Below are 19,977 nucleotides of genomic sequence, written 5' to 3'. Positions count from 1 at the left end.
GAAGACGATGAGGAGCCCGGCCGACATCATCACCCGCCTGCAATTGATGTCGCAGGACGGCACCAAGTCGGACCGCCGGCTGGCGGGACTGGTGCTTTCCGATCTCGATTTCGCCTCCAAGGCGGCGATCTCGGAGATCGCCGCGCGCGTCGGCGTCAGCGAGCCCACGGTCACCCGTTTCTGCCGTAATCTCGGCTGCGAGGGACTGCGCGATTTCAAGTTCTACCTCGCCCAGGCGATCGCCATAGGCGGCCAGTATCTGTCGCCCGAGCCGCTCAGCCGCGACGCGCGCGAGCAGCGCATCGCCTCGGCCATCACCGAGGCGGCGATCGCCGCCATTCAGCGCGCCAGCGAAAACCTCGACATGACGACGCTGATGGATGTCGCCGCCCGCATCGCCGGTTCGGGCAATGTGCTCTGCATCGGCTCCGGCGGCATTTCCTCGATGATGGCGACCGAGATGCAGAACCGGTTGTTCCGGCTGGGTCTCTCGGCGCTCGCCCAGACCGACGGCCAGCTGCAGCGCATGTATGCAGCCGTCGCGACGGCGGAGACGACGCTGCTTGCCTTCTCGGTATCGGGCTATGCGCGCTCGGTGATCGAAGCCGTCGAGGTCGCCCAGCAATATGGCGCCGCCACCGTCGCCATCACCGCGCCGGATTCGGCCCTGGCCAAGGTCGCCGACACGGTGATCTTCCTGCAGCCCGTCGAGGACGGCAACATCTACAAGCCGACCTCGTCGCGCTACGCGCTTCTAGCCATCGTCGACATGATCGCCACCACGGTGGCGGAATCGCGCGGACCGAAAGTGCTGGAGAATCTGCGCCGCATCAAGCAGAGCGTGAACACGCTGAAGGTGGACGATCCGAAGCTGCCGCTGGGGGATTGAAGGCTAGAGCGTTTCACCGTTTCACGGAAACGGCGAACCGCTCTATCTCTTTGTTTTTTACGCAATTCCAGACGGAAAACCGCTCACACTTTTCCTGGAATTGCTCTAGCTGGAAAGAGCTTCGATGCTCTTCGCCAGTTCAGCCGCATCGCCCACGACCCGCAGCGTCTTCAGCCGCGCCGTGCCGCCGGCGACCACCGAAACGGCCGACGCCGGCACATGCAGCGCCTTGGCCAGCATCCGTTCCAGCGCTTGGTTGGCGGCGCCGTTTTCCGGCACGGCGCGCACGCGCGCCTTGAGATGACCGCGACCGTCGGCGGAGGTCTCGACGCCGTCGATCCGGTCGAGAGCGGCTTTCGGCGTCAGCCGCACGAAGAGCTCGATGCCGTTCTCGCGCGGCCGAAACGGCGGGCTCATCAGCCGCCGGCCACCACCCAGGACCAGACGGTGGTGATCAGGAACTGCCGGATGAAGAAGATGATCAGAAGCAGGATGATCGGCGAAATGTCGATGCCGCCGAGATCGGGCATGAAGCGGCGGATCGGGCGCAAGGCCGGCTCGGTCAGCCGATAGAGCATGTTGCCGACGGAACTGACGAACTGGTTGCGCGAGTTGACGACATTGAAGGCATAGAGCCAGGAAAAGATCGCCGAGGCGATGATGATCCACCAGTAGATATCAAGCGCCATGACGATGGTCTGAATAAGGGCGATCATGCCGGTCTCCAAATTGTCGCCGACATGTAGCCATTGCTTGGCGAGCGGGCAAGGCCCGCGGGCTTGGCGTTCAGGCAAGGCCCGCGGGCTTGGCGTGCATGCAAGGCCCGCCCGGCCACGGCGTGGCGTCAGACCATCGTTTCGCCTTGACATGAAACGGCCGCGACCGATACAAGCCCATCCGCTGGAACGGGGCTGTAGCTCAGCTGGGAGAGCGCATCGTTCGCAATGATGAGGTCAGGGGTTCGATCCCCCTCAGCTCCACCAGCCAGCGCACGCCGCAGCCTCCCGTCGGCTTTGCCCTCCTCGCTCGCCTTTTCGTTACCGCCGGATTTCGGGCCGCCGCTTGGAACCAATGGCGGGGCAAGACGGTTCAGCTATACTTTTGAAGTTGATAAGCCCCGGCCGGCTGGGTAAGCGGCGATGTGCGAGGAGGTCACCATCATGCAGATTTCGTCCAAATTCCGTTCCGTCGCGGTCGCGGCAATCGCCGCCGTCGGCGTGAGCATTGCCAGCGCCGCGCATGCCGACAGCGGCACGATCCGCTTTTCCGTCTACAAGGCGGCCTTCTTCATCGGCGGCTCCGGCGGCGAGGGCACGCTGACCTTTCATGGCAAGCGCTATCCGATCTCGATCGGCGGCGTCTCGGGCGGCTTCGCCTTCGGCGCGTCCAAGACCTATTTCCAGGGCAGGGTGCGCCACATCAGACGCGCCAGCGACGTGACGGGCGTCTACGGCGCGGCCGGCGGCGGCGGGGCGCTGGGCAGAGGCGCACAGGTGATCGTCATGACCAATGACAAGGGCGCCCAGCTCGAGCTCACCGGCCGGCAGGTCGGCCTGCAGGTGAACGCCGATCTCAGCGGAATGAGCATCGCGCTGAAGCGGTAGAAGCCTCCCGCTCTTTGCGGATGGCCGGCAAAAGGCGCTGGCGGGGCGCCGAACGCCGGCCACGGAATGGCGACATTGCGAGGCGTCAGCCAATCTCCGGCGTTTGCGCCGGGTCTCACGGACCAGAACGGAAATCTCACACCAAGACAAACGGCAGCCGTTCAAAATCTCTGTGTATGGGAATTAGTTCGCCAGCTGGTCGAGAAGCGTGTCTATTTCGCCTTTCTTCGGCGCTTCGGGAGAATCGGCGGCAGCCTGCGGGTCGATCGGGGCGGGTTCGGCCGCCGGTGCCGCGGCCTCCGCTTCCGCCTCGCCACCGGCGTTCGAACTTGGCGGTGTCGCGTCTTCGGTATTGGCGTTGTCCGGCGCCACGGCAGGTTCCGGAGCGGGAGGCGGGGCTTTGGGCTTTGGCGCGGCTTTGCCCAGAAGGTCGCCGATCAGATCCGCCGCGCCCTTGCCGGATCCGTTCGAGCCGGTTTGGCCCGGGATCAGCTTGTCGAGTTTGAGTTTTCCGGTTGGCAGCCCAAGTCTGCTCAACATGTCCAGCGCGCCCTGCGGGTCCTTGGCCAATGCGCTCAGGTCCGGATAGGCCCGGGGCGCGAACAGCGGGCCTTGGACCACGACCGGCACCCCGATGCCGTTCACGGCGAGGTCGCCTCCCTGACCGGCTAGCGAGGCGACGACGCGGGGGTTGAGGCGGATGTCGAGCGTCTGGTCGGCGAGGTCTATCCTGCCCGAGCCGTCCATTCGCACCAGCGGGCCCAGCAGGCTGATATCCGTCGTCTGCGCGATGCCGTTCTCGATCGCGAACGAGGCGCCGAGCTCGGTGAACGTCGTCTTCTTGGTCTGATCCTGCTTGAAGCCACCGGCGAGCAGCCCGACCAAATTGTTGTAGACCTCCGCTATGTCGATGCCGCGGAAGGCGCCGTCGCTGAATTTCGCCGCCGCCTTGCCGCCGAGGGATCGGGCAAGCGATTTCGTGGTCTTTCCCGCGCCGGAAACCGCGACCGTCGCATTGAGCGTGCCTTCGATTCGGTCGAAATCCGCCGCGTCACGGAGCAGGGGCGCCGCGGCCGCGCCGGCGATCGCCGTGTTCAGGTCCAAGGACGCGGCATCGCCGGAGCCGTCTGCCGTCATCTCCGCGGCAATCGTGCCGCCATAGAAGGGGCTTTGCGGCACGTTCAGGTGAGCCTTCCCATCCGCCACCGTCAGGATGGTCGCCACCGGCCCGGCAAAGACTTTTCCATAGCCGAGCTTGTCGGCCTTGATGTCCACCTTAGCGTCAATTCCTTTGAGGAAGGAGAGATCGATCGGTGCGTCGGTTGCCGCGCCCGGCTTCTGCGTGCCGCCGGCGGAGGCTCCGCCGCTGCCGGCAAGCGCTGCAACGTCAAGCTTCGCGAAATTGAGCGACGTCCGGATGGTGAGGGGCTGTCCCAGTTTCACCGAGCCTTGCCCGGACGCCTTGACGCCGTTCAAGGCAATGGTGGCCTTCTGGAAGGAGAATTGCTTCGGACCGGCGTCGACATCGCCCTTGAAGGCAAAATCCTGCAGGCTGCGGGCAGCGCCCTGCCCCAACCATTGCATCAGTCTGTCGACCGAGGGCGAGGTGGCCGAGACCTGGCCCTTGAACGTGCCGCCAACCCCGAAAGAGCCGCTTATGCTGCCTTCGAGGTATTTGGAGGAGACCGAAAGGCTGACCGGCCCGGACGCATCCGCAACGGAGCCGCCGGCCAGAAAGGATGCGGGCGCGAGCTGGGACTTGAACGTCACGGCCTGTCCCCGCCAGGCAAGCTTACCCGTCACATCGACCGGCTTGCCGATATCGCGAACCTTCGCGTCAAGAGTGAGCCCGGTGATGTCGTCGGCCGTCCGGTTCTCGGCAAGTGCTGCAAGCGTAAGCTTGCCCTCCCGTATCCTGACCGTTCCCTGCAGATTGGCGCTGCCGCGTATGCGCTCGGCGGTAAGCCCGCGAAACGCGAACCCCATATCGGCGGTCAGCTTGCCGGACAACGGCACGGATTGTCCGGCAAGCTTCGCCAACGAGCCGACGTCCAGCCCCGAACTGGCAATATTGCCCCGTATGGTCGGTGGTGCCTCACCGACGGTCGTCGAGGCTGTCGCGGTGAGATTTCCCGCATCGAGGCCGAAGTGCTCCAGCTTTGCCTCGAGATGCCCGTCATGCAGCGTTGCGGCGAGCTGCACGTCGGAAGCCCGTATCTTGCCGCCGACCAGTTCATCGATCGCAACGCTGATGTCCGCGTCGAAGGCGGACAGGATGGCAAGGTCGGGCTCGCCGGAGCCGGCCGAAGTCTCGCCTGCGCTGGAGCCGCCCTTTCCCATATCGCTCAAGGCGTCGACATCGACGCGCTTCGCCGCCAGGTCGGCGAAGAAGCGGTACCGCGTGCCGGGCTGAAAGAGCGCGTCCATCTGGAAGCTCTGGTCGCCTATATCGAACTTTCCGCCCTTGATCTGATAACTGCCGTTGCCGTTGAGCTGGATCTCGCCGCTCGCCTGCAAGGAAGAGAACTTCGGAACCGGCGCCGGGTCCAGCCGCGCCTTGATGGCGATCTGGGTCGGCTGCCGCTTCAGGACGGGCCTCAAGGCGGAAAGGCTGCCGCTCATTTCAACCCGACGGCCGCCGCTGGTGCCGGCTACCGAGAACGAGGTCTCCCGGTCGAGGTCCGGAACCCTCAGATCGGCGTCGATCGCCGTCACCTTGGCACCGCCGGTCGACCCGCCCGAGGTAAGGGTGCCGTTCGTTATCGTCACTTGGTTGATCGCCAGCCGCTCGAGCATATCGACAGCCGCCGCGAACGGATCGGCCTGGACATCCTTCGGTTCCGGAGCTGGCTCCTCGTTCGCCGAAGCCTTCAACGCGATTGTCGGATCCGCCAGCGCGACGGACTGGATCTCGAGCTTTTTCGACCACAGCGACGATAGCGTTATCGACGTCGAGAACCGTGGCGCGGATATCGCGATGTCGCCCGTGCCGGTCGAGAGCGAGATATCGTCCGCGACCACCGCCAGCCTGGGCAGCAGCGACAGCCGGACAGGCCCGTCCAGCCGAATCGTCATTCCGGTCGCGGATGACAGTTGCCGGCTCAGTTCGGCACGAACCCGATCGGTTGAAACAAGCGCGGGCAGAAGGAAAAGCAGCCCGACCACAAGAACGACGGCTACGGTGAGTGCAGCGACGATTTTTCTCACATCGACCAGCCAAAACGATCGGAAGAATCAGTATCGTCAAACATACATGCTTCCGGCGCCCGACTGAATCCTGCCGAAACATGGGCCTCGCGCCGGACGAATTTCGGGCTGCTCCCCGGAGCCTCTCGGCACTTTCGCGGAGGGCCATCGCGATTAAAGCTATTTGCGCGAAAATGTTTCCAAACCCATGGGTTTGGAAACGATCAGCTGTTTTCCAAGCCATTCCCGTGAAACAGACCAAGGGCACCGTCAGGCGCCCGCCACCGACATATCAGCAATCCATGGAGGACGTGCCAATGTCAGTGCTCGGGATTTTACTTCATTTCGGTCGCGCGGTGATCCAGGCTCACAACAATGCCAAGGTCAGAAACCTGATGGATGTCCCGCCGCCCGAATCAAGCAGAGACCGGGCCCTGCATGCTTTGCCCGACGCCTCCGAAAAGGAGCCCGGCGCCATTCACCCCGAAGGACGCTGACACCGGCGGGGCCGTGCGCTCACGCCACCCGAAGATAGCTCGTCATGCCGGTCTTCTGATGCTCGATGATGTGGCAATGCAGCAGCCAGTCGCCGGGATTGTCGGCGACGAAGCCGAGCTGCACCTTCTCGTCGGGCTGGATCAGATAGGTGTCGGAGATAAGCGGCTGCACAGCCCTGGTCGATGACGACAGCACCTTGAAGCTCATGCCGTGCAAATGGATGGGGTGCGCGTGCGGGGTCAGGTTCTCCATGTCGATGATGTAGCTCTGGCCGAGCTTCAGTTCGGCGAGCGGCGCCGTCGGGTCCGGCGTGTCGCCCGGCCACGGAACCTTGTTGATCGCCCAGAAACTGTAGCCGAGCGAGCCGCAAATGCTGTCGGTGGCGACGTTTTCCGCCGTCGCGCTGAGCGCCAGCGGAATGTGCCTGGCGCTGGCGATGTCGAGCTCGGCCACCGGATTGGCTTCAAGCGGACCGAGATCGCGCAGATCGTGCTTGAGCGATTTGCCGACCGAGCGCAGCGTCGCGAGGATTTTCGGCTTGGTGCCCCGGACATCGCGCAGGCCGACGATCGCGCCCTCCTCGTCCGGCATGCGGATGGCAAGCTCCAGCCGCTGGCCCGGTCCCAGCTGCAAGGCGTCCGGTGCAAACCGCTGCGGCACCGGATTGCCGTCGAGCGCGATGACCGTCGCCTCGGCGCCGTCGACGCGGAAGGCATAGATGCGGGTGACGTCGGTGATGGCGGCGCGCAGCCGCACCAGCCCGCCGGCCGGCGCGTCTAACTGCGGCTGGTCGAGCCAATTGGCGGTGCGCACGGTGCCGAAGGTACCGGCCCTGGCCGCGTCGCGCGGCCTGAACGGCTCGATGAACTGGCCGTCATCGCCGAGCCGCCAGTCGCGCAGGTTGACGACCATCTCGACGTCGAAGACCGGATCGTGCGGGTTCTCGACCACGATCACGCCGGTCAGGCCGTGACCAATCTGGATCAGCGTGTTGCAATGCGGATGGTACCAGAAGGTGCCGGCGTCGGGCGGCGTGAAGGCATAGTCGAAATGGTCGCCCTGATAGACATAGGGCTGCACCATGAACGGCACGCCGTCCATCTTGTTGGGTACGCGGACGCCATGCCAGTGGATGGTCGTCGGGTCATCGATGCCGTTGATCAGCCGCGCGGCAAACGGCTCGCCCTTCCTCATCCTGACGACCGGCGGCGGACCTGCGTCACCATAGGTCAGCACGTTCTTGGTCGGCGCGCCCTCCATCAGTTGCGCCTGAACGCTTGCGGTCTTCAGAATCAGCGATTCGGGCTTCGGTGCCGCCCAGCCGGCAAATTTACCGGCGCAGGAGAGGCCGATGCCGGCCGCGCCTGCGGCCGCGGCGCCTTGCAGGAACTTGCGGCGTGTGAGGGCCGACATTCGAATCCTAAATAGGTGAGTTGCTGCGTCAGCTTTACCACCATTCGCGCAATTCGCGAAGCAGTTCACGAAAAGGGCAGATCGCCGCTGCGGATGCCTGTCAATCCGAGATCGCGGCGAGGTGTCCGCCGCCGAAATCCTTGAGCAGCAGTTTCGGCACGGTTTCGCCGATCCGCCGGGTCGCGCTTGGAATTTCGCGGTCGAGACGGGCAAAGCGTGCGCGGCGCCGGGACGGATCGGGAACCGGCACCGCCTCGATGAGCCGGCGCGTGTAGGGATGGCGCGGATTGGAAAAGACCTGGTCGCGGCTGCCGATCTCGACGATCTGGCCGAGATACATGACGGCGACGCGGTCTGAGATGTTCTCGACCACCGCCATGTCATGCGAAATGAAGAGATAGGCGACGCCGAACTCGCGCTGCAATTCCTTCAGGAGATCGAGTACGCGCGCCTGCACCGAGACATCGAGCGCCGAGACGCTCTCGTCGGCGATGATCAGCTTCGGCCTGAGCGCCAGCGCGCGGGCGATGCAGATGCGCTGGCGCTGGCCGCCCGAGAATTCATGCGGATAGAGTTCCATCTGCTGCGGCGACAGGCCGACCCGCTCGAACAAGGCGGCTACGCGTTCCCGGCGCTCCTGCCTTGAGCCGATGCCATGGATCAGCAACGGCTCGGCCACCAGATCGCCGACGCGCATGCGCGGGTCGAGCGAAGCGTAAGGATCCTGGAACACCATCTGCACGTCGCGCCGCACCGCCTTGCGCGCCTCGCCGGCAAGCCCGGAGAGTTCGCGGCCGCCGATCGTCACGCCGCCCGTATAGGGCACGAGGCCGGCGAGCGCCTTGGCGGTGGTGGACTTGCCGCAGCCGGATTCGCCGACCAGCGCCAGCGTCTCGGCCGGCGCGATCGAGAAGGAGACGCCCTCGACGGCATGCACCCGCCGGTTGACACGGCCGAAGAAGCCGCCGCGCAGGTCGAAGCGGACATGGAGGTCGTTCACCACCGCCACCTTGTCCTGACCGGTCGCGCCGGCGGCATCGCCCGTGTCGCGCCGCCCGGTGCCCGAGCCGATGCGCGGGACCGCCGCGAGGAGCTCTTGCGTGTAGGCCGCCCGCGGCCTGGCGAAAATATCGGCGGTGGCGCCCTCTTCGACCATGCGGCCATTGCGCATGACGATGACGCGATCGGCCATTTCGGCGACGACGCCCATGTCGTGGGTGATCAGGATGACGCTGGTGCCGTGCTGGCGCTGCAGGTCGCGCAGCAGCTCCAGAACCTCGCCCTGCACGGTGACGTCGAGCGCGGTCGTCGGCTCGTCGGCGATCAGCACGTCGGGCTCGAGCGCCAGCGCCATGGCGATCATCACCCGCTGGCGCATGCCGCCCGACAATTCGTGCGGAAACTGCTTCAGCCGGCTTTCGGCTTCGGAGATGCGAACCGCTTTCAGCGCCTCGACGGCGCGCCGTTGCGCCTCGGCGTGTGAGAGACCGGTATGCGCCTCGATCGATTCGGTGAGCTGCCGGCCGATCGACAGCACCGGATTGAGCGAGGTCATCGGCTCCTGGAAGATCATGGTGATGCGGTCGCCGCGAATATCGCGCATGCGCCGTTCGTCGAGGGCGGTCAGCTCGATGGCGCCGCGATCCCTGTCGAAGAGCCGGATCGTGCCCGCGGCAATGCGGCCGGCCGGCTGCGGCAGGAGCCGCATGATCGCCAGCGCCGTCATCGACTTGCCGGAGCCGGACTCGCCGGCGATGCACAGCGTCTCGCCGCGGTTGAGCGACAGCGACAGGCCGGACACCACCTCGCGCTCGCCGTCCTCGCCGCGCACGCCGACGCAGAGGCCGGTGATTTCGAGCACCGGCCCCGCGGCCGTCCTTGCGGCGGCATCAGCGCGTTCGTCGACCACGCCTGCGCTCATTCGAACACGCAGCGCGGGAAGTAGAACGACACGACCCAGTTCGGCATGTCGACGATCTCGCTGATCCGGAGATCGCCGCAGACGGAGACCAGCATATAGGCGTCGACCGGGTCGAGCTTGTAACGGGCGGACAGCAGGTCGACCATTTGGGCGACGGCCTCTTTGGCACCCGCCATCAGGTCTGGCCCGATCCCGGTCGTCACCTCGTAGCCCTTGGCGTCGAGGTGGCGCGTCACCGGGCCGGGCGTGGTGAAACGCGGCGTCTTCAGCCGCGCGTCCTTGACCAGGTCGAGTTTCAAAACCACGTCCATCGGGCTTTCGATGGCGGTGCCGCACACTTCGCCGTCGCCCTGTGCGGCATGGGTGTCGCCGACCGAGAACAGCGCGCCCGCCACTTCCACCGGAAGATAGAGCGTGGTGCCGGCGGCGAGGTCGCGAATGTCGAGATTGCCGCCGACGCGCCGCGGCGGCACCACCGAATGATGGCCCTTCTCGCCCGGAGCGTTGCCGATCGTGCCGGCGAAAGGCTTCAGCGGCACGCGGCTATGTGTGCCGAACAGAGCGGGCTCGAGCGAGGCGGCGTCATATTTCCAGATGGCGAGCGCCGGTTCCTTGAAGTCGTCGGCGAGCAGGCCGAAGCCCGGAATGTTCGCCGTCCAGCCGAAGCCGGACGGTTTGAACATCTCGATCGTCACCTTCAGCGCATCGCCGGGCTCGGCGCCCTCGACGAAGATCGGCCCGGTTACAGGGTTGATCTGGCCGAAATCGAGCTTGGCGATGTCGGCGACCGTGCTGTCCGCCTTGAGCTGACCGCCGGACGAATCCAGGCACTGAAACTCGATCGTCGAGCCGGGCGCCACCCGCTCGGCCGGGGCGAAGGAATTGTCCCAGCCGAAATGGTGATGGCGCCCGTGGATGGTGTAGTCGCAGTTACTGCACATCTTTCACATACACATTGTCGTAGTTGATCGGGATATGGACCGGGTCGACATAGAGATTGTCGGCGCCGCCCATGCGGCCTGATTTCAGCGTGAAACGCTGCTCGTTGAAGACCGGCGCCCAGGGCGCGTCCTCCATGATCTTGTCGTAGATCGCGCTCCACATCTTTTCCCGCTCCTCCGATTTGGCCGGATCCACGACGGAGTCCGCCTCGGCCGCCTTGGCGTCGAGGTCCTTGTTGCAATACCACGACCAGTTCCAGCCGCCCGGAACCGCGCCGGCGCAGCCGAGGATCGGGCCGTAGAAGTTGGACGGATCCGGGAAGTCGGCGATCCAGGCCATGCCGCCCGACCAGATCATCGGCGCGCCGGCCTTGTCGCCGCCGGCGGCGATCACGTTGGCCTGGGCGAGCGACTGGATGCTGGCCTTGATGCCGATTGCCGCCAGGTCCTGCTGGATCGCCTGGGCGATGCGCGGATTGGGGTCGGTGTTCATGGCGAAGAGCTGCGTCTCGAAGCCGTCGGGATGGCCAGCCTCGGCCAGCAGCGCCTTGGCCTTGGCGACGTCATAGGCGTAGCCCTTGAAGGCCTTGTCGTAGCCGGGCATCGAGGGCGGCAACGGCTGGTTGGCCGGCACCGCGCGGTTGTTGATCATCTGGACGATACGGTCCTTGTTGATCGCCATGTTGACGGCCTGGCGCACCTTGACGTTGTCGAAGGGCGCCATGGTGGTGTTCATGGTGATGTAGCCGGTGTGCAGTTGGCCGCCCACCACGACGCGCGCCTTCTGTTCCGGGTCGTTCATCACCTCCTGGAACTTGGCGGGCGGGATGCCGTCGCCGGGCACGTCGATCTCGCCCTTCTGCAGGCGCAGCAGCGCCACGATCGGCTCCTGGCCGATCTCGAAGGTGATCTTGTCGAGATGCGGCAGGCCCTTGTGCCAGTAGTCGGGATTGCGCTCGAAGACGATGCGCTGGCCGAGCGTCCATTCGGCGAGCTTGAAGGCGCCGGTGCCGACCGGGTGCTTGCCGAAATCGGCGCCGTATTTCTCGACCTCCTCCTTCGGCACGACATGCGAGAAGTTGATCGCCATGACATGCAGGAAGGTGGCGTCCGGCCGGGTCAGCTCGAACTTGATCGTGTAGGGGTCGACCACGGTGACGCCGGAGAGGCTGTCGGCCTTGCCGGCGGCGACTTCGTCATAGCCCTTGATCGAGCCGAAGAAGCCGGCGCCCGGGCTCTGCGTCTTCGGATTGGTGACGCGGTCGAGCGAATATTTGACGTCGTCGGCGGTCATCTCGCGGCCGTTGTGGAACTTGACGCCGTGGCGCAGCTTGAAGGTGAAGGTCTTGCCGTCCGGCGAGATCTCGTAGCTCTCGGCGAGGTCTGGCTTGAGCTTGGTGGTGCCGGGCTCATAGTCCATCAGCCCGTCGAACAGGCTCTTGATCATCGACCAGTTCTGCCAGTCGTAGCCGATCGCCGGATCGAGCGTGGCGACGTCGTCCTTGTAGGTGATGGTGATGGCGCCGCCCTGTTTGATGTTCGGGTCGACGGCGTCGTCGGCGCGCGCGCCGGCCATGCCGAGCATCAGCGCAAGCGCCGACGCGGCCACTGTGGATGCCAGAAATCGTCTCATGTCGGTGTTCCCTTTCTCCGGTTGTTTTTCATGTCATCTCAGTTTGATGCTCATCTCAGTTTAATTCTGGGGTCGATGAAGGGCGCGATGACGTCGGCCAGCAGGTTGCCGAGCACGATGGCGAAGGCCGAGACCAGGGTAACGCCCATGATGATGGGGATGTCGACGCGCTGGATGGCCTGCCAGGCGAGCTGGCCGATGCCGGGCCAGCCGAACACGCTTTCGACCACCACGATGCCGCCCATAAAGACGCCGATGTCGATGCCGATCATGGCGACGACCGGCAGGATGGCGTTGGGCAGCGCGTGGCGGAACAGGATGGCGCCGCGCGCCAGGCCCTTGGCGCGGGCGGTGCGCATGTAGTCCTGGCGCAGCACGTCGATCATCGACGAGCGCATCATGCGCGCGTACCACCCGGCGCCGAGGATGCCCATGGTCAGCGAAGGCAGCACGAGGTGGCGCCAAGTGCCGTAGCCGCCGATCGGGAACCAGCCGAGCCTGACAGCGAAGACGTAGAGCAGGAGCAGGCCGACGACGAATTGCGGCGCCGAGACGCCAACGAAGGAGGCGACCATCAGGGTCTGGTCGGTCGCACTTCCACGCCTGACTGCGGCGACGAGCCCCATGGTGAGGCCGATCGCCAGCTCGCACAGGATGGCGCCGACCATCAGAAGCAGGCTCGCCGGCAGCCGCGAGACGATCAGTTCGGTGACTTCCGAGCGCTGGATGTAGGAGCGGCCGAGATCGCCGCCGAGCAGCCTTGCGAGATAATGCCAGTACTGGACGATGAAGGGCTGGTCGAGGCCGAGCTGACGGCGGATGTTCTCCACCGTTTCGGGCGTGGCGCTGCGCCCGGCGATCTGGCGTACCGGATCGGCCGGCAAAAGATAGAGCAGCGCGAAGGTGATCAGCGAGACGCCGAGCAGGATGAGCAGCGACTGGATGAGCCGGCGGCCGAGATAGGCGATCATAAGCGGCCTCCCATCATTCCCGCCCTCTTTGCGTCGGGTCGAGGATGTCGCGCAGTGCGTCGCCGATCAGGTTGAAGGCCAGCGCCAGCGCCAGGATCGCGGCGCCGGGGAAGAACACCAGCCAGGGCGCGGCCTGGAAATAGGTCTGGTTCTCGAAGATGATGTTGCCCCAGGAGGCGGTCGGCGGCTGCACGCCGATGCCGAGATAGCTGAGCGTGGCTTCGAGCAGCACCGTGGTCGAGATGCCGAGCGTGCCCCAGACGATGATAGTCGGCAGAAGATGCGGCAGGATGTGGCGCAACAGGATGCGCGGGGCGCTGGCGCCGATCGTGCGCTCGGCATCGATGAATTCGCGCTCGGAGAGCGAGGAGGTTTCGGTGTAGATGACGCGCGCGGTCTGCACCCAGTTGACCAGCGCGATGACCATGGCGACGATCCAGAGGCTCGGCTCGAACACTGCCGCCAGGCAGATGGCCAAAAGCAGCGCCGGGAAGGCCATCATCAGGTCGGTGAAGCGCATCAGCGCGCTGCCGATCCAGCCGCGGAAATAACCGGCCGTGACCCCGACCAGCGTACCAATCAGAAGCGCCACGCCATTGGCGACGATGCCGATGATCAGCGAGGTGCGGGCGCCGAACAGGATGCGGGTCAACAGGTCGCGGCCGAGCAGGTCGGTGCCCAGCCAGAACTTGGCATTCGGCGGCAATGGCGAGCCTTCGAGCGTCAGGCCGTCGAACATCTGCTCGTTGGGATCGTAGCCGGTCAGCCATGGGGCGAGGATGGCGCCGGCGACGACGATGGCGACGATGAGGAGCCCGAGCAGCGCCAGCGGCCGCTTGACCAGCCTGCGCAAGACGCCGGCGCGGGGCTTTACCGGCATCCCGCCGGCCGGAAGGTCAGGCGCGATGGGATTGGTCATCGCCGCCCTCCGCCTCGGTCATCGCCACGATGCGCCGCGCCGCTTCCTCGACGCTGATCTGCCAGCTCATCGCCAGCGACCTGAGCTGTGCGTAGGCGCGGTCGTCGTCGCAGCCTTTGGACAGGGCGGCGACCGCGCGCACGATGGTCTGGCGCTCGCCGACCCGCTGGCGCAGCGACGCGATCTCGCCGGCAAGCCGCTTTCGCGCCTCGAAGCTTTGCCGGGCGATGAGCAGCGCGCTGTAGACGCCGGCGGTGCCCACCGGTTTCAGCAATTGCGCGTCGGCATTGTGCGACAGCGCCCACTCGATGCGGCCCGGCGCTTCCGAGCCGATCAGCGCCACCAGCGGCATCGGCGCCTCGCCGGGCTTCCACGGGAACTGCTCGTCGAAGCCGAGATCGGCGTCGAAGAAGACGAAATCCGCCGCCAGCGCCTCCGTCGGCAGATGCGGCCAGCACTCGGCCGCATCGAGGCCGATCGCCGACAATTGCCTGGTGATCGCCTGCACCGTCGTGTGCGGACGATGCAGCACGAAGGCCTTGGCGCCACCGAGATTGGGGATGCGCGCGGCGCGGCTCACGACACCACCCGGAGCCGCGGACGGCCGAAGGCCTTGGCCGGATCGTAACGCGAAAGATAGGGATCGGGCGCCACCTCTTCCTCGCGGCTCACCACCTCGAAAAAGCCGTCGGCAATGCGCCCGATGATGACCGGCAGCGTCGCATGCTGGGTGTTCGGGTCGATGGCGATCGGTCCCAGCCGCGTCGCGAAGCGGCGTTCGGCGAAGGCTTTCGCGAATTCCGCCGGGCCGGCGTCTGGGTTCCCGGCAAGCACGTCCGCCATCACCTGCACCGAGGCATAGGCGGAGGCCTCGAAAGACGAGGCGAAGGCGGCCGGACGCGGCGCGAAATAAGGCCCGGCCGACAGATGGCCCTTGCCCGTTTCGCCGATCGCCGGCAGTTCGGCCTCGGTGAGATTGCACGAGACCACCGGGCAGGCGTCGGGCCTGAAGGCGGCATCCTCGCGGCCCAGCTCGCGATAGGCGGCGAGGAACGCGTAGGACGAGGTGCCGATCAGGTTGTTCAGGATGAAGTTCGGCCGCGTGACGCGGATTTCCTCGATCAGGCGCGAAACATCGGTCTCGCCGATGCGGAGGTAGCGTTCGCCGAGCACCTTGCCGCCGGCGTCGGCGATCAGGTCGCGCGCGACGCGGTTCATCTCCCAGCCCCATATGTAGTTAGAGCCGAGCAGGAAACCGTCGGCGCCGAAGCGCGGCGCGACATGCGCCATCAGCGGCACCAGATGCTGGTTTGGGCAGGCGTGCATGTAGACGACATGCTCGTTGGCCTCGAAGCCTTCATACGGGCAGGCGTACCAGAGCATGCCGCCCGCCTTCTCCAGCACGGGTATCGTCTCCTTGCGGCTCCAGGAGGTGATGCAGCCGACGACATGGCGGGCGCCGCTGGCGCGGAATATGTCCTCGCAGAGCGTCGCGTAGCGGTCGGCGTTGCTTTGCGGATCGCGCTCGACCGGAACGAGCTCGATCGTCTGCGCGCGATCGGCATTGATGTCGGCGATCGCCCGCATCGCACCGGTGCGGCAGGCATCCGAGACGAGCTGGTAGCTGCCCGACCGGGAATAGAGGATGCCGATCTCGATACGTCGCTTCAAGCGAGGCCCCAAAAATGAAAAAGCCCCGCAGCCAGCGCCGGATGGGCGAGGCATACGAGGCGTTCTTGCCGCCCGGCGACCAAAGCCGGTATTTTCGCGCGCTACCCTATTCCGTACCGTCCACCAGTCAAGCCTGAAAGTTGGACGGCATGCTGGGACGTCTAATTGCGCAGACTGAAGACGAAGGGCGCGGTGCGGGTGACGCGCGCGCCGAGTTCCGCCGGCGGCGCAGGCACCGAGGCGCCCTGCAGGGCGGCGAGCGCCGCGCGGTCGAGGTCCGAGTCGCCGGAGGATCGCGCCAGCCGCGCTGAGACCACCCTGCCGGAGGTGTCGACCGTGAAGGTCACGCTCGGCGTGCCCTCGGCTCGCCTGGAGCGCGCCGCGGTCGGATAGCGGGTGTGCCGCCTGATCCATGCCGCAAGGCTGGAATTCCAGCGCGACGGGCTGACGCTCAAGCGCGGCGCCGCGTTCGAGGATAGTGGCGCCGCCGTCTTCGCCGCCGCCTTGGCGTCGATGCTGGCAGTGGTCGTCGCCCTGGGCGGGGGCGCCTTTTCCTTCTTCACCCGTTCCTTCGGCTTTTCGACCGGCTTCTTCTCGGCCTTCTTCCCGGGTTCGGCCGGCTTTTTCGCCTTCACCTCGGCTTCCACGGGTTTCGGCTGCGGCAGCGGGATGACCACGTCCGGCGCGATCGCCTCGACCGGGTCGGGCACGACCTCATCCAGAGGCTGCTGCTCGCTCAGCGCCGCAACGGCCTGTTCCGCCGGCGCGGCCTGCTCAGCCTGTTGCGTGTCGTCGGCATCGGATGGCTGTTCGGTTATGGGCTCGCCCTGTTCCACCGTCGGTGCGGGATCGGTCACCGGTTTCATCTCGACGGGCTTCTCCGTGCCCGCCGCATCGGGCGGCTCCGGTGTCAGCGTGTCCAGCAGCGCCGTCTCTTCCGGCGTGGCGGGCGCGACGGCCAGCGGCGCCATCTCGACTGCCAGCGCCGGTGGCGGACCGCCATCGGGCATGTCGGCGAAACTCAAATTCTGCACCGCGAAGGCGACCGCCACATGCGCGGCCAGGATGATCGCGGCCGCGCTCGTCCACAGGCCGGCCTCACGGGCGCCGAAGCGCGGCCGGGAAATGCGGGAGAGAGCGGCGACCGTCATGGCGCCGGGTTCCCACCCGGCGCCGGGGAAGGGTTGGCGCCGGCCGCAGGCGTTCCGGGCGTGGCCTGCCCGGCACCGCCAGCGGTTTCGAGGCCGACCAGCGCGACCTTGAGATAGCCGGCGTGGCGCAAAAGGTTCATGACTTCCATCAGGTCGCCATAGCCGACCGTCTTGTCGGCGCGCAGGAAGATGCGCGTCTGCTTGTCGCCCCTGGTGCGGCTGTCGAGCACTCCGGCAAAGGCCGGGCGCGGCACGCTGTCATTGCCGATCGCCAGCGTGAGGTCGCTTTTCAGGGTCAGGAACAAAGGCGTCTCCGGCCGCGGCGCCGGCGTCGCCGTCGATCCGGGCAGGTCGACATTGACGTCGACGGTCGCGAGGGGTGCCGCGACCATGAAGATGATCAGAAGCACCAGGATGACATCGATGAACGGCGTGACGTTGATGTCGTGGCTTTCCTCGAGATCGTCGCCGGAGGTCTCGCGAAGGCGCGCCGCCATCGCCGCTACTCCGCCGCCATCGCCGTTGCCGGCGGCACCGTGCGGAAGTCGAGGTCGCGGCTGACCAGCCGCTCGACGCCGGCGGAGGCGTCGGCAAGGATCTGCCTGTAGCCGGCTATCGAACGCGCGAAGACATTGTAGATGACGACAGCTGGGATGGCCGCCACAAGGCCCATCGCGGTCGCAAGCAGCGCCTCGGCGATGCCGGGCGCCACCACGGCGAGATTGGTGGTCTGCGCCTGCGAGATGCCGATGAAGGCATTCATGATGCCCCACACGGTGCCGAACAAGCCGACGAAGGGCGCCGTCGAGCCGATGGTGGCGAGCAGGCCGGTGCCGCGCGACATGCGCCGGGCCGCCGCCGCCTCGATGCGCGAAAGCCGGGAGGCGACGCGCTCCTTCAGTCCGTCGCCGGAGGCATGGTCGAGCGCGCCGGCCGATAGCGCCCGCTCTTCTTCCGCCGCCCGCACCAGAAGGGCGCCCGGACCGCCGCTGTGGCCAAGCTCCCGGCCGGCCTGCATCAGCGTCGCAGCATTGCCGATCGCATCGGCGGCGCGACGGGCCCTCAGCTTGCCGCCCAAGACCTCCAGCGACTTGGCGAGCCAGATCGTCCAGGTGACCAGGGAAGCGAAGGCCAGCCCGACCATGACCGCCTTCACCACGATGTCGGCATTCATGAACATGCCCCAGGGCGACAGGTCATGCGGCAGCGCCAGCGAGATGGAAGGCTCTTGGCCGGCGGCGCCGCTCGCAGCTGGCTGGATGGCCGGATCCGCCGGCGCGGCGGCGGGCGCCTGCGCGGCCGTTGCGCGCGGGGCCGGGGCGGCCGTTGCTCGCGGGGACTGTTCGGCCGGGGCCTGCACGGCGGGTGCCGCCGGCCGCTGCGCCGGCGCTTGAACCGGCGGCTGTTCCTGCGCCCTGGCGATGCCGGTGGAAAGAATGAGAGACGCGGCCAGCGCCGCGAAAAGACCGTTCCAGGACAAGGCTCGTCCTCGCTTCATCATCGCAATGCGGTGGCCTGCGTGCACGCCGTGCAGACGCCAAGCGGCCATTCCGGTTGACTATGAAACATGACATTACGAGTCAACTATAAAGATGACTATGCGGCTCAACAATTTACGATGCGCCGATGTCCGCCTGATATGCCGCGGGCTGGACCGCAGGTCGGTTGCCGGGCACGATGCAGCAACCAAGTTCCAGTTTTGCACGCAATCCGGACGAAAAACCGCTATGCACCTTCCTGGAATTGCTCGAAAGCAGGCGACCGATGATCAAGGCGACACCCTTCGACTTTCCCTATGACGGGAGGCTGGAACCGCAGCACACGGCGCTGCTGGTGATCGACCTGCAGGAGGATTTCCTGTCGCCGACCGGCTACTTCGCCAGAAAAGGCTACGATCCTTCGCCGCTGCGAGCCATCCTGCCGGCGGTCAACCGGCTGATTGGCGCTGCGCGCACCGCCGAGCTCACCATCATCCACACCAGGCAGGGCTACCGCGCCGACATGGCCGACATGACGCCTTATGAAAAATGGCGCCGCAGGCGGGCCGGCCTCGACGGCACCGATGTCCTGCTGCGTTCCGGCCCCGGCTTCCAGATCTCCGCCGACGTCGACGTGGCGCCGCAGGACATCGTCATCGACAAGACCTGCAACAGCGCCTTCACCTATACAGACCTGGAACTCGTTTTGCGCGCGCGGGACATAACGCACCTCCTGTTCACCGGCTGCACGACGGATGTGTGCGTGCACACCACATTGCGCGAGGCCTGCGACCGCAACTTCCAGTGCCTGACGATTTCGGACGCCTGCGCCAGCGGCGACCAATATGCACATGAAGCCGCGCTGCATATGGTGACGGTCGAGGACGGCGTCTTCGGCGCGTTGGCGGATTCGGAAGCCGTCATCGCTGCATTGCGGCTGCTCGCGAGCGCGGCGCGCTAAAGATATCGGCGTCACCCGGATCGCCGAGCTCCGGCCAGCCGATGTCCTTGCGGATGTCGAGCGGCAGCAGATAAAGCGTCCGTGCTGCCCGGTAGCGGGCACGGGTCGCAGCGTATCCGGCCGCGATGCGGCCGATGGATGACAGGATCGACATTTGCTTCTCCCTTGGCTGAGGCCGACGTTTGCAAACCTCGGCACTCGCCAAGACGAAGGATCGATGCGTTTCGGAACGGTGAGCATAAATTTTTTCCCGACCGGCGCTCGAAATGTCCGCGGCAGCCTCCCGGCCGGGCCAAATTCATTGCTCACCAAAAATTTTCGCCCTACCGTTCCGTTTTCGGTTCCGGCTTCGTCTTGAGGGTCGTAACAGGTGGGAGAGCCGCGACGGCCTCCGCCATCAGGACAAACGGAGCCAAGCCATGTCGACCGCAGTGACCTTGATCAACGTCTTCACCGCCAAGCCAGGCAAGCAGCAGGAACTCGCCAGGACGCTCGCCGAAGGCACGCGGAACTTCTTCAGCAAGCAGCCGGGCTCGCTGTCGTCATCCGTGGTCGTCGGCGGCGACGGCAGCAAGGTCGCCAACATCTCGCAATGGCGTTCGGCCGACGACATCGCGGCCTTCCGCGCCGATCCCCGCTTCGCCGATTACATGAAGAGCATCGTCGAGCTCGCCGCTGGCGAAAGCATGATGGGTCAAACGATCTATTCGCATACGGGCGGAATCGAAGACTAAAGCGCGT

At 65.9% G+C, this 19,977-nt stretch carries 20 protein-coding genes and 1 tRNA gene; 6 read left to right on the top strand and 15 right to left on the bottom strand.

Annotation, left to right across the window (positions count from 1 at the left end; all coding sequences use genetic code 11):
* The first annotated feature begins 7 nt into the window (after window positions 1-7).
* Window positions 8-889 (top strand): MurR/RpiR family transcriptional regulator, encoded by an 882-nt coding sequence (locus MJ8_RS30985; RefSeq protein WP_201412326.1) that lies wholly within the window; start codon window positions 8-10, stop codon window positions 887-889.
* 105 nt (window positions 890-994) lie between these two features.
* Here MJ8_RS30985 and MJ8_RS30980 read toward each other — a convergent pair whose 3' ends face one another.
* Together MJ8_RS30980 and MJ8_RS30975 are read right to left on the bottom strand one after the other, a co-directional pair.
* Window positions 995-1,306, bottom strand: coding sequence for a DUF167 family protein (locus MJ8_RS30980; protein ID WP_201412325.1), 312 nt, complete (start codon window positions 1,304-1,306; stop codon window positions 995-997).
* Window positions 1,306-1,605 carry a YggT family protein gene (locus MJ8_RS30975; RefSeq protein ID WP_201412324.1) on the bottom strand — a complete coding sequence of 100 codons (300 nt, stop codon included), beginning with the start codon at window positions 1,603-1,605 and terminating at the stop codon, window positions 1,306-1,308. Before MJ8_RS30975 ends, MJ8_RS30980 begins: the two co-directional genes overlap by 1 nt.
* A gap of 191 nt (window positions 1,606-1,796) precedes the next feature.
* Here MJ8_RS30975 and MJ8_RS30970 point away from each other — a divergent pair.
* Window positions 1,797-1,872 (top strand) — tRNA-Ala (locus MJ8_RS30970).
* A gap of 177 nt (window positions 1,873-2,049) precedes the next feature.
* The gene (locus tag MJ8_RS30965; protein ID WP_201412323.1) at window positions 2,050-2,493 is read left to right on the top strand and encodes a hypothetical protein; all 444 of its coding nucleotides are present in this window, start codon (window positions 2,050-2,052) and stop codon (window positions 2,491-2,493) included.
* Between the two features lie 183 nt (window positions 2,494-2,676).
* Here the strand turns inward: MJ8_RS30965 and MJ8_RS30960 are convergent, their stop codons facing one another.
* Window positions 2,677-5,658: an AsmA family protein gene (locus MJ8_RS30960; RefSeq protein WP_263649715.1), complete on the bottom strand. Its 2,982-nt coding sequence runs from the start codon at window positions 5,656-5,658 to the stop codon at window positions 2,677-2,679.
* Between the two features lie 269 nt (window positions 5,659-5,927).
* Here MJ8_RS30960 and MJ8_RS30955 point away from each other — a divergent pair, with 269 nt between their 5' ends.
* Entirely contained in the window at window positions 5,928-6,176 is a 249-nt protein-coding gene (locus MJ8_RS30955; protein ID WP_201412321.1) for a hypothetical protein, read from the top strand.
* 19 nt (window positions 6,177-6,195) lie between these two features.
* Here MJ8_RS30955 and MJ8_RS30950 read toward each other — a convergent pair whose 3' ends face one another.
* The 11 genes from MJ8_RS30950 to exbB form a co-directional block, all read right to left on the bottom strand.
* A complete protein-coding gene (locus MJ8_RS30950) occupies window positions 6,196-7,590 on the bottom strand; it encodes a multicopper oxidase family protein (protein ID WP_201412320.1) in 1,395 nt (464 codons plus the stop codon).
* 100 nt (window positions 7,591-7,690) lie between these two features.
* The gene (locus MJ8_RS30945) at window positions 7,691-9,511 is read right to left on the bottom strand and encodes an ABC transporter ATP-binding protein (RefSeq protein WP_201412319.1); all 1,821 of its coding nucleotides are present in this window, start codon (window positions 9,509-9,511) and stop codon (window positions 7,691-7,693) included.
* Window positions 9,508-10,452 (bottom strand): acetamidase/formamidase family protein, encoded by a 945-nt coding sequence (locus MJ8_RS30940; RefSeq protein WP_201412318.1) that lies wholly within the window; start codon window positions 10,450-10,452, stop codon window positions 9,508-9,510. Before MJ8_RS30940 ends, MJ8_RS30945 begins: the two co-directional genes overlap by 4 nt.
* Window positions 10,442-12,085: an ABC transporter substrate-binding protein gene (locus tag MJ8_RS30935; protein WP_201412317.1), complete on the bottom strand. Its 1,644-nt coding sequence runs from the start codon at window positions 12,083-12,085 to the stop codon at window positions 10,442-10,444. The genes MJ8_RS30940 and MJ8_RS30935 overlap by 11 nt, the downstream gene beginning before the upstream one ends.
* A 50-nt stretch (window positions 12,086-12,135) precedes the next feature.
* Window positions 12,136-13,056 carry an ABC transporter permease gene (locus tag MJ8_RS30930; protein ID WP_201412316.1) on the bottom strand — a complete coding sequence of 307 codons (921 nt, stop codon included), beginning with the start codon at window positions 13,054-13,056 and terminating at the stop codon, window positions 12,136-12,138.
* A 13-nt stretch (window positions 13,057-13,069) separates the two neighbouring features.
* The gene (locus MJ8_RS30925) at window positions 13,070-13,975 is read right to left on the bottom strand and encodes an ABC transporter permease (protein ID WP_201412315.1); all 906 of its coding nucleotides are present in this window, start codon (window positions 13,973-13,975) and stop codon (window positions 13,070-13,072) included.
* Entirely contained in the window at window positions 13,953-14,555 is a 603-nt protein-coding gene (locus MJ8_RS30920; protein ID WP_201412314.1) for an ANTAR domain-containing response regulator, read from the bottom strand. Before MJ8_RS30920 ends, MJ8_RS30925 begins: the two co-directional genes overlap by 23 nt.
* Window positions 14,552-15,646, bottom strand: a complete 1,095-nt coding sequence (locus MJ8_RS30915; RefSeq protein ID WP_201412313.1) for a transporter substrate-binding protein — start codon at window positions 15,644-15,646, stop codon at window positions 14,552-14,554. Before MJ8_RS30915 ends, MJ8_RS30920 begins: the two co-directional genes overlap by 4 nt.
* A 161-nt stretch (window positions 15,647-15,807) precedes the next feature.
* Window positions 15,808-16,797, bottom strand: a complete 990-nt coding sequence (locus MJ8_RS30910; RefSeq protein WP_201412312.1) for a TonB family protein — start codon at window positions 16,795-16,797, stop codon at window positions 15,808-15,810.
* Complete coding sequence (gene exbD / locus MJ8_RS30905) at window positions 16,794-17,294, bottom strand: TonB system transport protein ExbD (protein WP_201412311.1); 501 nt, start codon at window positions 17,292-17,294, stop codon at window positions 16,794-16,796. The genes MJ8_RS30910 and exbD overlap by 4 nt, the downstream gene beginning before the upstream one ends.
* Before the next feature lie 5 nt (window positions 17,295-17,299).
* Complete coding sequence (gene exbB, locus MJ8_RS30900; protein ID WP_201412310.1) at window positions 17,300-18,277, bottom strand: tonB-system energizer ExbB; 978 nt, start codon at window positions 18,275-18,277, stop codon at window positions 17,300-17,302.
* 284 nt (window positions 18,278-18,561) lie between these two features.
* Here exbB and MJ8_RS30895 point away from each other — a divergent pair, with 284 nt between their 5' ends.
* Window positions 18,562-19,236 carry a cysteine hydrolase family protein gene (locus MJ8_RS30895; RefSeq protein ID WP_201412309.1) on the top strand — a complete coding sequence of 225 codons (675 nt, stop codon included), beginning with the start codon at window positions 18,562-18,564 and terminating at the stop codon, window positions 19,234-19,236.
* Here MJ8_RS30895 and MJ8_RS30890 read toward each other — a convergent pair.
* The gene (locus tag MJ8_RS30890) at window positions 19,196-19,390 is read right to left on the bottom strand and encodes a hypothetical protein (RefSeq protein ID WP_201412308.1); all 195 of its coding nucleotides are present in this window, start codon (window positions 19,388-19,390) and stop codon (window positions 19,196-19,198) included. The two genes, MJ8_RS30895 and MJ8_RS30890, sit on opposite strands and share 41 nt — an antisense overlap.
* Window positions 19,391-19,655: 265 nt before the next feature.
* Here MJ8_RS30890 and MJ8_RS30885 point away from each other — a divergent pair, with 265 nt between their 5' ends.
* Window positions 19,656-19,970, top strand: coding sequence for a putative quinol monooxygenase (locus MJ8_RS30885; RefSeq protein ID WP_201412307.1), 315 nt, complete (start codon window positions 19,656-19,658; stop codon window positions 19,968-19,970).
* Window positions 19,971-19,977 lie beyond the last annotated feature (7 nt).

Origin of the sequence: Mesorhizobium sp. J8, assembly GCF_016591715.1 — a bacterium.
Taxonomy (GTDB): Bacteria; Pseudomonadota; Alphaproteobacteria; order Rhizobiales; family Rhizobiaceae; genus Mesorhizobium.
This window is presented reverse-complemented; position numbering and strand designations above follow the sequence as displayed.